We start from the raw sequence: 13,241 nt of genomic DNA on the forward strand, positions 1-13,241 counted from the left end.
TCGCCGGTTTGCCGCGATGCGACGCGGTATTGCGCGCATGCGACCGGCGCGCCAAAACCCCATAGGCATTTCATGGCCAGGCTTTCTAGAGTGGGCTGCAGCTCTCCCGGCGCACATCGCTGCTGCCACCCATTCCTTCAACCCGAGGTCCCCATGCTTCCTGCCCCCAAGTTCTCCAAGCATCTGCTGGCGCGCGCCATCCTGCTCGGTCTGGCCGCGCCCGCGCTGGTCGCGCATGCGCAAGACAGCTCGCAAAAGCTCGAGCGCATCGAGGTCACCGGCTCCAGCATCAAGCGCATCGACGGCGAGACGCCGCTGCCGGTGGAAGTGCTCAAGCGCGCCGACATCGACAAGGCCGGCGTGACCACCGCCGCCGAGTTGCTGCAGAAGATCAGCGCCAATGTCGGCGGCCTCACCGACGGCGCCAGCATCAGCGACCAGGCCGGCGCGCAGCGCGGCTTCAACGGCGCCAATCTGCGCGGCCTGGGCGTGTCCAGCACGCTGGTGCTGCTCAACGGCCGGCGCCTGGCCAACTTCGCCTCGCCTGGCGACAACGCCGGCGTGGACCTCAACAACATTCCGGCCGGCGCGATCCAGCGCGTGGAGATCCTCAAGGACGGCGCCTCGGCCATCTACGGTACCGACGCGATGGGCGGCGTGATCAACTTCATCACCCGCAAGGACTACCAGGGCGTGGACATGGGCGTCTATGTGCTGGGCACGCAGGAGGGCGGGGCCGGCAAGAAGACCGCGATGGTCTCCGGCGGCTTCGGCGATCTGGACAAGGACCGCTTCAATGTCTTCGGCGTGGTCGATCTGCAGCGGCTGGATTCGCTGCGCAGCTCGCAGCGCGACTTCATCCAGACCTACGACCTGCCGGGCCGTCTGGCCCCGCAGCTGTCCAGCAACACCTTCCCGGCCAATGTGGACCTCACCAGCGCGCAACTGACCGCGCTGAACAACTTCGTGCTCGCCAACCCGGCGACCGCACTGAAGGGCAGCAATGCCGACGGCACCTGGAATCCAGGCGGCCCGATCACGACGCAGCGCCGCGTCAACTTCGCCAAGGACTCCTGCACCGGCGGACTCAACCCGAACTCGCGTGCCGCCACCGGCCCGGGCGGCCGTGAGGGCTGCTCCTACAACTACATGGGCGACACCGAGATCTACCCCGAGTCGCAGAAGAGCAATGTGCTTGGCCGTGCCACCTTCCAGCTCAGCGATGCGCACCAGCTCTTCGCCGAGGCGTTGTTCAGCCAGGCCGAGACCGACTACGTCGCATCGCCGGCCACCTCGGGCCGCATCCGCACCTCGGCCGGCATCGTGCTGCCCGCCAGCCTGCAGGCCAAGACCGGCATCAGCTCGGCGGTGGACTTCCGCTTCCGTCTGACCGACGCCGGCGGCCGCGCCAACCGGGTGGAGAGCGAGGCCACGCGCCTGGTGCTCGGCGCCACCGGCCGCTGGGGCGAGTGGGACTACGACACCGCGATCAATCACAGCAGCAACAAGGCCACCGACACCAACATCTCCGGCTGGGTCTCCTATGACAAGCTGATCCAGGGCATGAGGGAGGGCAGGTACAACCCCTTCCAGCCGGCGACCGACGGCTCGGGCCGCGCCTTCATGGACTCGATCCGTCTGGATGGCGGCGCGCGCATCGCCAAGGGCAGCTCCGACAGCGTCGACGCCAAGCTCAGCCGTACGCTGGGCAGGCTGGCGGGCGGCGACATCCAGCTGGCTCTGGGGGCCGAACTGCGCCGCGAGAAGACCGAGTTCAGCGCCAGCGACGTGCTCAAGAGCAACGACATCACCGGCGACCGTTCCAGCTCGGGCGCGCTGCTGGCCGACACCTCGCACGAGCGCGATGTCGCCGGCGCCTTCGCCGAGCTGGTGCTGCCCTTCAGCAAGCAGGTCGAGGCGCAGTTCGCGCTGCGCCACGACCGCTACGGCGGTGTCTACGACGCGGCGACCCAGCAGACCTCGACCTCGCTGAGCACGACCAATCCCAAGATCGGCCTCAGCTACCGGCCCGACAAGACGGTGCTGGCACGCGCGTCCTTCGGCACCGGCTTCCGTGCGCCGTCGATTGCCGAGATGTTCCGGCCCATGCGCAGTGGCATCACGGCCAGCTTCGTGCGCGACCCGGTGTCGGGCGAGGTGGCGCAGATGGCCATCGACCGCTACGCGGCCTGCGACCCCAAGTTCCCCGGCGGCAGCACCGGCTGCGACCTCAAGCCCGAGAAGTCCAAGCAGGCCTCGATCGGCGTGGTCTTCGAGCCCAACCGCAACTGGAGCGGCGCGCTCGACTACTGGACCATCCGCAAGAGCGACCTGATCTCCGACATCGGCGAAGAGACCATCTTCACCAACCCGGTCTACTACAACGACCCGAAGATCGTGCGCCGCTTCAGCGACGGCTTCGTGGACCTGGTGATGGTGCGCAAGGAAAACCGCGGCCAGCTCAACACTTCGGGCCTGGATGTCTCGCTGGCCTGGCGCGGCGACGCCAGCACTATGGGCCGCTTCGGCTTCAATGCCTCGGGCACGCTGGTCACCGAGTACAAGTACAACACCGACCCGCGCTCGCCGATGGTCAGCGGCCTGGGCCGCTTCCGCGACGACAAGGCGGTGCAGCGCTGGCGTCACAAGATCAGCGGCGACTGGGACTACGGCAGCTTCGGGCTGACGCTGTCGAACACCTACTTCAGCGGCTACCGCGACCAGAACACGCCGGGCCTGGCTGCGCCGGAGTGGAACAACCGCGACGTCGAGGCCTACTCGCTGTGGGACCTGAGCGGCAGCTATCGCATCAACAAGCAGGCCAGCGTGCGCGTCGGTGTGCTCAACCTGCTGGACACCGCGCCGCCGTTCACCAACCAGTCGCGCTACTTCCAGGTGACCTGGGATCCGACCTATGGCGACCCGCGCGGCCGCAGCGTCTTCGTGAGCGTCAACTACGCGCTGCGCTGAAGCCGCTCCGTCGGCAGACAAGCCGGGCCGGGCCCGGCTTTTTTGCGTTCAGCCCGGCACTTCGTCCGGGAACAGCGAGGCCTGCTGAGGCGGCGGTGCTGCGGCGGCCGCGCGCCGCGCGCCCCGGCCGCTGCGCGGCAGCCCGGCCTTGCGCGAGCCGTGGCGCTGCTGGATCGCGTCGGCTTCCTGGCGGCTGTCGTCGCGGCGGCGCAGCGCGTAGAGCGCATCCTTGGTGCGCTTGAGGGCCGCGGCCTCGTCGACGATGGGCGCCGGATAGGCCGGTGTGCCCCACTCGGGCAGCCAGCGGCGGCGGTACTCGCCGCTGGGGTCCTGCTCCAGCGCCTGCTTGGTCGGCGAGTAGATGCGCAGCGTGTTGATGCCGGTGGTGCCGGACTGCATCTGCATCTGGCTCCAGTGGATGCCGGGCTCGAAGTCCAGGTAGAGCCGGGCCAGATGCAGCCCCGGTTCGCGCCAGTGCAGCCACAGCTGATAGGCGGCAAAGCTGACCAGCATCGCGCGCATGCGGAAGTTCAGCCAGCCGGAGGCGCGCAACTGGCGCATGCAGGCATCCACCATCGGAAAACCGGTGCGGCCCTCGCGCCAGGCGGCCAGCCGCGCCTCGTCCTCGGCGCTCAGCGGGCTGCCGTCGCCCGGGCGCAGGCCGTCGTGGCTGCGGGCGAAGTTGCGGAATTCGATGTCCGGCTCGTCTTCCAGCTTCTGCATGAAGTGGCAGTGCCAGCGCAGCCGGCCGGCGAAGCTGCGCAGATCGCGGGCCAGCCGGCGGTCGGCCGTGCGGCGCAGCGCGGCCTCGGTGGCCTGGTGCACGCAGCGCATCGAGATCGTGCCGTAGGCCAGGTGCTCGCTGAGCCGGCTGCAATGCGTCTCGGCGCTCAGCGGGCTGGACAGGCTGGCGCTGTAGCTCAGCGCACGACCCGCCAGGAAGCTGTCCAGCGTGGCCCAGGCCTGCGTCTCCGACGCGCTCGGCCTCGGCTGCGGTGCAGCGGGCAGGTCCAGCACCGGCAGCGTGGGTGTCAGTGCCAGGCCACGCCAGCCGCCGGGCATAGCGGCTTCGCGCGCGTTCATGCGCCGGTCCCACTGCGCGGCCCAGCCGTCGCGGCTGCGCAGCCGGCGCACCACGCCGGTCTGCGCGAACTCCTGCCATTGAACGCCGATGCTGCGGCACCAGCGCGCCACTGCGCGGTCGCGCACATAGGTCCAGCCGGAACCGGTCTCCTCGTGGCTGAACAGATGTGTGATGCCGTGCGCGCGGCGCAGCGCCTCCAGCGTGGCCACGACCTCGCCCTGCAGCACCAGCAGTGGCAGGCCGCGCGCGGCCAGCTCGGCCTGCAGCGCGGCCAGCGCCTCGCGGACGAAGCGCCAGTGCTGCGCGTCGAACTCGGGCGAGGCCAGCCAGTCCGGCTCGACGATGTAGACCGCCAGCGCGCGCTCGAAGCGTGCCGCCTCGGCCAGCGGCGCATGGTCGCGGCAGCGCAGGTCGCGCTTGAACCAGACCAGGGCGGTGGCTGTGCCCGGCTCAGTCATTGACGCGGCTCCACCAGCGCGAGAAGGAGCCGCACACCGGCGCCACCGCGCGGAAGTGGCGCGGCTCGGGCAGGGCCTGCACTTGGGGCGGCAGCCAGCGGTCCAGATGCGGGTTGGCCACGGTGCGGGCGCGGGTGCCCGGGCCGATGGCTGCGGCCAGCTCGGCCGCACTGCCTATCCACAGGCGTGGGCTCAGCGCGCTCATTCGCGCCAGCACCCAGTCCCAGCGGCGGCGGCTCCAGGGATGCCGGCGGTGCGCGTCGGTGACGATGAGGCCGACCACGGTGGCGCCTGCCGGTGGCTCGCCCAGCGCCCAGGGATGGGCCAGCCAGAGCTCGCCCTCGGCCGGCAGCGGGCCCGCCTGCGCCGGCGGCGGCGGGGCGCCCAGCAGCGGCGGCTCGTCCACGCCGGGGCCGTCGCCGGCGGGCAGCGCCTCGGGCGAGCGGGCCAGCGCGTCCCATTCGTCGCAGCTCAGATCGATGGCGCTGCCGGCGCTATGCCAGGCCGGCGGCGCGTAGCGGGCTACATTGGCCGCGTCGAAGAGATAGGGCTTGCTGCTGCCGGTGCCGGCCACCCACTGCCAGCTGAGGTGGTTGCTGGCCAGGTCGCCATCGAGCAGATGGGCATAGAGCCAGTCGGCGCCGGCGCGCCAGTGCACCTTGCGGCCATGCACCACATAGCTGGCCAGCCACATGCGCGCATGGTTGTGCAGGGTGCCGCTGGCATAGAGCGTGCGCACCGCCTGGTCGATCACCGGTACGCCGGTGGCGCCGCGGCGGATGTCGGCTGGCAGCTCGGCCGCATAGGCGTCCTCGGGCAGCGGGCCCTCGTGCAGGCTGTGCAGGATGGCGTCGCCGCGGTGCGCCCAGACGTGCCGGAAGTACTCGCGCCAGCCGAACTCGTAGACCAGCTTGTGCTGCGCCGGCAGCTGTAGCGCGGCCAGGCATTCCGGCACGCTGAGCAGGCCGTGGGTCAGGTAGGGCGACAGGCCGGTGACGGCGCCCTGCAGATGGTTGCGCGTGCGCGCATAGGCGGCGGCATCGACGGCCTGCAGCCGCGCCAGTGCGGCCTCGCGGCTGGGAAGCGGTGCCTGGCTCGGGGTCAGGCCTTGCGTGGCGCTCATGCATTGGCCTCGCGGATCGCGGCGGCCTGGGCGCGGATGCGCGCGCGTTCGGCCTCGTCCACCCTTGATAGGCCGCGCACCTGCAGCGCCAGGCGCGGGTGCTCGGCGAAGCGTGCCTCGTGGCGCAGCAGGAAGTCCCAGTACAGCGTGGTGAAGGGGCAGGCGCGCTCGCCCACCCGATCGTCGGGCCGGTAGCGGCAGCCGGCGCACAGCGGGCTTTGCCGCGCGATGTACTTGCCGCTGGCGATATAGGGCTTGCTGGCCATCAGGCCGCCGTCGGCGTACTGGCTCATGCCCAGGGTGTTGGGCAGCTCCACCCATTCCACTGCATCGACATAGACGCTCAGGTACCAGGCGTGCAGCTGGGCCGGCTCCACGCCGTAGAGCAGCGCGAACAGGCCGGTGACCATCAGGCGCTGGATATGGTGGGCGTAACCGTGCTCCAGCGTCTGCGAGATCGCGTCGCGCAGGCAGGCCATCTCGGTGTGGCCGCTCCAGTACCAGGCCGGCAGCGGCTGCTGCGCGTCGAGCGCATTGCCCTGGGCATAGGCCGGCATGCGGGTCCAGTAGATGCCGCGCACATACTCGCGCCAGCCGAGGATCTGGCGGATGAAGCCCTCGCCGCTGGCAATGGGTACGCGGCCGGCGCGCACCGCTGCCTCGGCGGCGTCCACCACCTCTTGTGGGCGCAGCAGCTTGAGGTTGAGCGCGGCCGAGAGCTGGGCGTGATAAAGCCAGGGCTCGCCCGGCCAGATCGCGTCCTGGTAGGGGCCGAACAGCGGCAGCCGTTCGCGGATGAAGGCATCCAGCGCCTGCAGCGCCTGCGCGCGGGTCAGCGGCCAGGCGAAGCTGTCGAGCCGGCCGGGATGGTCCGCGAAGCGCCGGCGCACCAGCGCGATCACCTCCTGCGTGATCGCGTCGGGTGCGAAGCGCGGCGGCTGCGGCAGGTCGAAGCCTGGGCCGGCGGGGCCGAAGGCCTCACGGTTCTCGGCATCGAAGTTCCATGCGCCGCCCAGCGGCTGGCCGGTGTCGTTCATCAACACCGCGAAGCGCTTGCGCAGCTCGCGGTAGAAGTACTCCATGCGCAGGCCCTTGCGGCCGCGCGCATGGGCGGCGAATTCCTGCGGCGTGGTGTAGAAGTGGCGGTCCTCGCGCAGCTCCAGCGGCACGCCGCTCGCGCGCGCGACCTGCTCCAGTGCCTCCAGCACCCGCCAGTCGCCGGGCCGTGTCAGCAGCAGGCGCTGCGGGCGCAGCAGCGCCAGATCGGCGCGCAGCTGGGCTGCCAGGCTCTCGTGCGTAGCCGGATCGTCGAGCCGCCGGTAATGCAGCGGCCGGCCCAGGGCCTGTAGCGCCTGCGCGAAATGGCGCATCGCGGCCAGGAAGAGGGCGATGCGCGGCTGGCTGCTCCAGACATGGGTGGACTCTTCGGTGACCTCGGCCATCCACACCGCGTCCTGCGCGGGATCGAAGCCGTCGAAGGCCGCGGCCTCTTCGTCTAGCTGGTCGCCCAGCACCAGCACCAGCTGGCGCAGCGTTTCAGCCATGGCTCGCGCCTCCCTTGGCACGGCGGCAGCGCTCGCTGCAGTACTTGATCTCGTCCCAGTTCTTCGCCCAGGCCTTGCGCCAGCTCATGGGCTTGCCGCAGGCCTGGCAGGGCTTGCTGGGCAGGAAGGACTTGTTGCCCTTGAACGTCGTCGGGCGGCTCATCGTCAGCTACGGCTTAGGGACTGCTGGAGGCAGCGCAGCATAGGCGGGCGACGGACGGGACGAGGCGCCACGCCTGAATGTCCGAGCGCAGACGAGGGCTGAGGGCGGCTGACGATTGGCCGAAGAGCAGAACGGCGAGGGAGCTGCTGCTCAACGCCGCTGGTCTGGCGGTCATTCGCGGCGTTCGCCCGCAAGCTCAAGAACCTGGGTGCGCGTTGTTCGTCTGGTCCCTTGCTCGGCCAAGGTCGAGCACCTGCGCCGCACGGCCCAGCTCGTTGCCGCTGCTCCTGCGATGCGCCACGCGCTGCCCTACGCGGAGGGCCTTGCGGTCATTCGCGGCGTTCGCCCGTAAGCGCAAGAACCTGGGTGGGCCGAGAGAGCGGCCCATAGGCCCACCCTGGCGTGCGCGCTGATCGAATGCTCATCGGTGCGGCTCTCCATGGGTCCGCATGGCAGGCGCGCAATGCGTCTGCGGCGGGGCTCACCGCGTCCTCCTAGCGTGGCACGCCCCATCCCTGCCAAGAGAGGAACACCATGCGCTGCACCACAGCCACCCAATGGCACCAGACAGGATTCATCAAGCACGTCGAGGGCGGCTACGAGGTCGCGGTGTTGGCCGAGCCTGCCGACCTGTTCGACTGCATGCCGCTGTCCAAGCGCGCCGACCCCGTGGTCTGGGGCCGCGTTGAGCGTCCCTGTCGTCTTCCCGCCAATCTCGACCACCTGCGCCGCACGGCTCGCTTCGTGGCCGGTGCCCCGGCGATGCGTCACGCGCTGCGCCTGGCTCTGCGCGCGGGCCTGCTCTCCGGTGACGCCGAGGCCCAGCGCGCCGCCCGCGAGGCGCTGGCCGCCATCGGGGACTGATGACATGGATGCAACCCTGACGACGATGCCGCGCCCGTGGCGGGTGCAGGAAACCGTCTGGCACAACGGCAACGGCTCGACCTACATCCTCGGGCCGACCGGCGAAGGACAGAACCGCCGCAGTGGTCGGCAGGTGCTCGTTGCTCGCGTGTTCGCCAAGCTCGACAAGGACGGCGACCCCGCCGCCGCCGACCAGTGGCTCAAGGCCCTGGCCGCCCAGGTCGCAGCGACCCCGGTGTTGATCGAGGCGTTGCGCCTGGCTGTCGACGCCGGCACGCTGCCCGCTGAGGTCGAGCAGGCGGGGCGGGATGCTATTGCTGCCGTCGGCGGTTAGCCGGCGCCGCCGGCAACCATCATGGCAGGCCGTTCACCGCTCCAAGATCAACCCCGTTTCGCTTGCCCGGTCTACTCATGTCGCCTGCGCCTTTCGCGGCCGCCCTCACGGCGTCGTGCGATGCGTCCCAAACTTGCGCGGGGTGAAAGTAGCAATCGCCACCAGTCCACTTCGGATGGCCGCTTCTTGCTGCGCTTGCGATAGCGGTGCGGTCTCCCAACGCGTTCTCCGAGTAACACGGCAACCATCGCGCAGTCCCACCGTTCACTGCCACGCAGAGGAAGAAATGGTTCTTCTTCACCATCAGGTGAGGCGCAACGGTACAGGCGGCACCGTGCGCGCTGAGTACCGCTGGGTCCATATGAAGCACTAGGCCGGGTTGAATCTCTGCATCCGAAATCACTTGGCTCTCCCCTGGTTCGTTCAACTTTCGCGGGTCACATAGTCAGGTCAATACCGCCTTCAGGCCCTCGTACCAAGCGAGGACTACCGCCCACGAAGCAGGTGCGGCGGCCACACCTTGAATCGCGTCGGCGACGCCACCGATTAAGCCGCCGAGCTTCAACCTGTTCGGCTTCTCCTTGTCGGCCTCGCCCTTGACCTGCTCCAACACCTCGACCACTTCGGCGCGCTGATCGGGCGCAAGGCCCTGGGCCTGCTGCAGAGCCTGGATCAGCGCATCAAGCGCCGCCTTCACCTCGCCGGGGGATACCTGGGTCACGACCGATTGGGTGACGGTCGCGGTGTTGCCGTCGCCGACCATGATTGCGCCGGTCGGCGCGTGGTTGTTGATCTGGACGCTCGGCGCAGATTGCCGAGCGGTAGCGTTACCCAGTGTCGTGATCGCCAAACCCAGGTGCCCCCTGTACTGCGCAATGGCTAGATCAATGACCTCCAGTGCAGACTTGTCGTCTAGCAGGCTGGAATTCAAAAGCCCCTGCGCACAAGTGTTTCGGTACTGCATGCGGGCAGCAAACGCGACTTCCCCCAGTTCACGCATTTGAGACTCCAGCAGCTCAAGCAGTTGCTGGCGCCTTGCGCTTGCGTTCCTTGTGGGTTCGGCATCGTTGAGCGTCTTGAGGGCACCGTACACCTGCTCGGCGGATGCTTTGAAGGCGTCGGCAGCAATGCGGTCCATCTGGAGTGCGGCGACGCTGGAGCGAAGCATGCCCCGCGCGTTGGCTTCGCCAACCGCCTTGAGGCAGTCCCGCTGAACGACGGCAATGGTCGTAGCTTTTATGCCGCCGCAGATGGCCTTGAAGTCTTCAACTGATTGGTTCGAGATCATGAACCAAGCATAGCGAGTGCAAGGCGAGTGTCTGCAGCCGGCATATATGCCGCACCGCCCCGCCAGGCACGCGCCTGGGCGCTGTTCGCCCGATGGGTCAGGGTAGGTACAGGGCCAGCGGCTCGACCGGCCCTACGGCCCCAGGCGCCCCCCGGTGTGGCCCTGGGGAGGCCGCCTACCCAGACTTGGCCGTTCCATTCCCCCGGCATTCCCCAAGCCTGAAATCCAAAAGCAAACGGCGCCCAGTTGAGCGCCGTAAGTCCTTGATTTACAAGGGAATTTTGTGGTGGAGAGGAGGAGGATCGAACTCCCGACCTTCGCATTGCGAACGCGACGCTCTCCCAGCTGAGCTACCCCCCCACAAGCGTTGAGAAGTATAGCGGCGTCTCCTGGCCTTGGAAGCCGGTGCGGCGCTGCGGGTTTTCGGCAGCCGGCGATGGCGCCGGTGCTGGGACACTGGGCGATCTGCTTCTTGTTGCCGCTGGAGCCTGCATGCGCCGCCACAGTCCGGAATGGTTCGATGCCGAGTACAACAACCGCGCCCGCGTGCCCGAGGCGCCGCGCATCCTGGAGCGCTGGGCCGAGGCCTCGGCGCTGTCGCGCGCCAATCTGGAGTGCCAGCTCGATCTGGCCTATGGCGAGGACGCCAAGGAAAAGCTCGACGTTTTCGTCGCGCAGACCGAGCACAGCCAGCCCGCGCCGGTGCTGGTGTTCATCCACGGCGGCTACTGGCGGGCGTTGGACAAGTCCGACCAGAGCTTCATCGCGCCGGTGTTCACCGACGAGGGTGCGATGGTGGTGATTCCGAACTATTCGCTATGCCCTGAGGTGGGCATGGAGCGCATCCCGCTGCAGCTGACACAGGCGCTGGCCTGGGTGTGGCGGCATGCGGCGGCGTACGGCGGCGACCCCAACCAGATCGTCGTCGCCGGCCATTCGGCCGGCGGGCATCTGGCGGCGATGTTGGCCTGCTGCGACTGGAAGAGCGTGGGCCACGAGCTGCCGCGGCATCTGGTCAAGGGCGTGCTGTCGATCTCTGGCCTGCACGATCTGGCGCCGATCGCGCGCACGCCCTTCCTGCAGCAGGACCTGAAGCTCAGCGCCGATAGCGTGCGCCGGCTCAGCCCGGTGCGCTTCCCGGCGCCCGAGGCGCCGGTCTACGCCGTAGTGGGTGGCAACGAGAGCAGCGAGTTCAAGCGTCAGGCCCAGCTGCTGCGCCAGGCCTGGGGCGAGCGCCGCGTCCCGGTGTGCGAGGAGCTGCCAGGCTTCGACCACTTCACCATCCTGCGCGACCTGGCCGACCCGCAGGGCCGCACGCATCAGCTGGCGCGCAGGCTGCTGGACCTGCGCTGGTATAGCGCGCTGCTATGAGCCGATTGAAGCTATGAATTGGTTCGTTGCCACGCCTTCGGTTAGCGTTCGCTGCGTGCTGGTCCTGCGCCGGTAGTTTTGGTGGCAGTTCGCCAGCCAGTCGCTGATCGATACAACCTCACATCACTGGAGAGCACCATGGGATTGAAGGGATCGAAGACCGAGCAGAACCTGAAGGACGCTTTTGCGGGAGAGTCGCAGGCCAACCGCCGCTACCTCTATTTCGCGAACAAGGCCGATATCGAGGGGCAGAACGATGTGGCGGCGCTGTTCCGCTCCACCGCCGAAGGTGAGACCGGCCACGCGCACGGCCATCTGGAGTTTCTCGAAGCCGTGGGCGACCCGGCCACCGGCCTGCCCATCGGTGCCACGCGCGACAACCTGAAGGCCGCCGTGGCCGGCGAGACGCACGAGTACACCGATATGTACCCGGGCATGGCCAAGAGCGCGCGCGACGAAGGCTTCGACGAGATCGCCGACTGGTTCGAGACCCTGGCCAAGGCCGAGCGATCGCACGCCAACCGCTACCAGAAGGCGCTGGACGCGCTGGTCGACTGAGCGGCTGAGCCTGACGGTGCGGCGCCTGCGGGCGCCGCACTTCCATGCGCTGGGCAAGCGGCCGAGCGCATGGGAGTGCGCCCACACGACCCCCCACGCCAGGAGCCCCGATGAGCACCCGCGAAGGCAATCTCGAAGCGCCCACCCGGCACCCGCTGGACTGGAAGAACCCGGAGTTCTACGACGAGGACAAATGCCTCCACGAGATGGAGCGCATCTTCGACATCTGCCACGGCTGCAGGCGCTGCGTGTCGCTGTGCCAGAGCTTCCCGACGCTGTTCGACCTGGTGGACGAGGGCAAGACCGGCGAGCTCGACGGCGTCGACAAGAAGGACTTCTGGAAGGTGGTCGACCAGTGCTATCTGTGCGACCTCTGCTACCTGACCAAGTGCCCCTACGTGCCACCGCACCCCTGGAACCTGGACTTCCCGCACACCATGCTGCGCGCCAAGGCGATCAAGTTCAGCAAGGGCGAGGTGGGGGCGGGCGAGCGGTTCCTGGCCTCCACCGACGTGCATGGCCAGTTCGCCGGCATTCCCATCGTCGTGCAGACCGTCAACGCGGTGAACAGGACCGGCCTGGCGCGCAAGGCCATGGATAAGATGCTGGGCGTGCATCCGGACGCGTGGATGCCGGAGCTGGCCAGCCAGCGCTTCCGCTGGGGCGCGGCCCCCTCGGCCGCCAGCGTGGTGACCAAGGGCGAGCGCACGCCGGGCAAGGTGGCGATCTTCTCCACCTGCTACATCAACTACAACGAGCCGGGCATCGGCCACGACCTGCTCAAGGTGCTGGCGCACAACGGCATCCCCTACGAGATCGTCGAGAAGGAGAAATGCTGCGGCATGCCAAAGCTTGAACTGGGCGACCTGGAGACGGTGGAGCAGCACAAGAACGCCAACATCCCGGTGCTGGCGAGGTACGCGCGCGAGGGCTATGCGATTCTTTCCGCGATACCCAGCTGCACGCTGATGTTCAAGCAGGAGCTGCCGCTGATGTTCCCCGACGAGGCCGACGTGCAGCGGGTGAAGGAGGCGATGTGGGACCCCTTCGAGTACCTGGTGGCACGCCACAAGGACGGCCTCTTGAAGACCGACTTCAAGACCGCGCTGGGCAAGGTCAGCTACCACATCCCCTGCCACGGCCGGGTGCAGAACATCGGCCGCAAGACCGAGGAGATGTTCAAGCTGATCGGCCAGACGGTGGAGGTCAAGCTCAACACCGTGGAGCGCTGCTCGGGCCACGCCGGCACCTATGGCGTGAAGACCGCGTATCACAAGACCGCGATGAAGATCGGCAAGCCGGTGTTCAAGGCCATGGCCAAGGACGAGCCCGATGTGATCAGCAGCGACTGCGCGCTGGCCGGCCACCACATCGCCCAGGGCATGGGCGAGGCCGGCACGCCGGCCAAGGCGCTGCAGCATCCCTTGAGCCTGCTGCGCCAGGCCTATGGGCTGAGCTGAAGAGGCATCACAGAGATTGAGACC

General features: G+C 68.5%; 11 protein-coding genes and 1 tRNA gene. 6 read left to right on the forward strand and 6 right to left on the reverse strand.

All coding sequences use genetic code 11. The features are described 5' to 3' along the window. The first annotated feature begins 153 nt into the window (after positions 1 to 153). Complete coding sequence (locus tag AC2EBS_RS16775; protein ID WP_484729588.1) at positions 154 to 2,970, forward strand: TonB-dependent receptor; 2,817 nt, start codon at positions 154 to 156, stop codon at positions 2,968 to 2,970. Positions 2,971 to 3,018: 48 nt separating this feature from the next. On the opposite strand, the gene AC2EBS_RS16780 is transcribed toward AC2EBS_RS16775, so the two are convergent. From AC2EBS_RS16780 to AC2EBS_RS16795, 4 genes are read right to left on the reverse strand one after another with little or no spacing between them, the layout of a single operon-like run. Continuing rightward, positions 3,019 to 4,512 carry a cryptochrome/deoxyribodipyrimidine photo-lyase family protein gene (locus AC2EBS_RS16780; RefSeq protein WP_484729589.1) on the reverse strand — a complete coding sequence of 498 codons (1,494 nt, stop codon included), beginning with the start codon at positions 4,510 to 4,512 and terminating at the stop codon, positions 3,019 to 3,021. After that, positions 4,505 to 5,635 (reverse strand): FAD-binding domain-containing protein, encoded by a 1,131-nt coding sequence (locus tag AC2EBS_RS16785; protein WP_484729590.1) that lies wholly within the window; start codon positions 5,633 to 5,635, stop codon positions 4,505 to 4,507. The genes AC2EBS_RS16780 and AC2EBS_RS16785 overlap by 8 nt, the downstream gene beginning before the upstream one ends. Then, the gene (locus AC2EBS_RS16790) at positions 5,632 to 7,179 is read right to left on the reverse strand and encodes a cryptochrome/photolyase family protein (protein ID WP_484729591.1); all 1,548 of its coding nucleotides are present in this window, start codon (positions 7,177 to 7,179) and stop codon (positions 5,632 to 5,634) included. Before AC2EBS_RS16790 ends, AC2EBS_RS16785 begins: the two co-directional genes overlap by 4 nt. After that, a complete protein-coding gene (locus AC2EBS_RS16795) occupies positions 7,172 to 7,342 on the reverse strand; it encodes a DUF2256 domain-containing protein (protein ID WP_484729592.1) in 171 nt (56 codons plus the stop codon). Before AC2EBS_RS16795 ends, AC2EBS_RS16790 begins: the two co-directional genes overlap by 8 nt. A 534-nt stretch (positions 7,343 to 7,876) precedes the next feature. Between AC2EBS_RS16795 and AC2EBS_RS16800 the strand changes: the two genes are divergently transcribed. Further along, entirely contained in the window at positions 7,877 to 8,206 is a 330-nt protein-coding gene (locus AC2EBS_RS16800; protein WP_484729593.1) for a hypothetical protein, read from the forward strand. A gap of 4 nt (positions 8,207 to 8,210) precedes the next feature. After that, a complete protein-coding gene (locus AC2EBS_RS16805) occupies positions 8,211 to 8,540 on the forward strand; it encodes a hypothetical protein (RefSeq protein WP_484729594.1) in 330 nt (109 codons plus the stop codon). A gap of 445 nt (positions 8,541 to 8,985) precedes the next feature. Here the strand turns inward: AC2EBS_RS16805 and AC2EBS_RS16810 are convergent, their stop codons facing one another. Beyond that, positions 8,986 to 9,828, reverse strand: coding sequence for a hypothetical protein (locus AC2EBS_RS16810; RefSeq protein ID WP_484729595.1), 843 nt, complete (start codon positions 9,826 to 9,828; stop codon positions 8,986 to 8,988). A 284-nt stretch (positions 9,829 to 10,112) separates the two neighbouring features. Continuing rightward, a tRNA-Ala gene (locus AC2EBS_RS16815) sits at positions 10,113 to 10,188 on the reverse strand. 132 nt (positions 10,189 to 10,320) lie between these two features. On the opposite strand from AC2EBS_RS16815, the gene AC2EBS_RS16820 reads away from it, so the two are divergent. From AC2EBS_RS16820 to AC2EBS_RS16830, 3 genes are all read left to right on the forward strand, one after another. Further along, a complete protein-coding gene (locus tag AC2EBS_RS16820) occupies positions 10,321 to 11,199 on the forward strand; it encodes an alpha/beta hydrolase (protein ID WP_484729596.1) in 879 nt (292 codons plus the stop codon). A gap of 138 nt (positions 11,200 to 11,337) precedes the next feature. Next, positions 11,338 to 11,757: a rubrerythrin family protein gene (locus AC2EBS_RS16825; RefSeq protein ID WP_484729597.1), complete on the forward strand. Its 420-nt coding sequence runs from the start codon at positions 11,338 to 11,340 to the stop codon at positions 11,755 to 11,757. Positions 11,758 to 11,867: 110 nt separating this feature from the next. Continuing rightward, positions 11,868 to 13,217 (forward strand): (Fe-S)-binding protein, encoded by a 1,350-nt coding sequence (locus AC2EBS_RS16830; RefSeq protein ID WP_484729598.1) that lies wholly within the window; start codon positions 11,868 to 11,870, stop codon positions 13,215 to 13,217. Positions 13,218 to 13,241 lie beyond the last annotated feature (24 nt).

The organism is Roseateles sp. T103 (genome assembly GCF_057219915.1).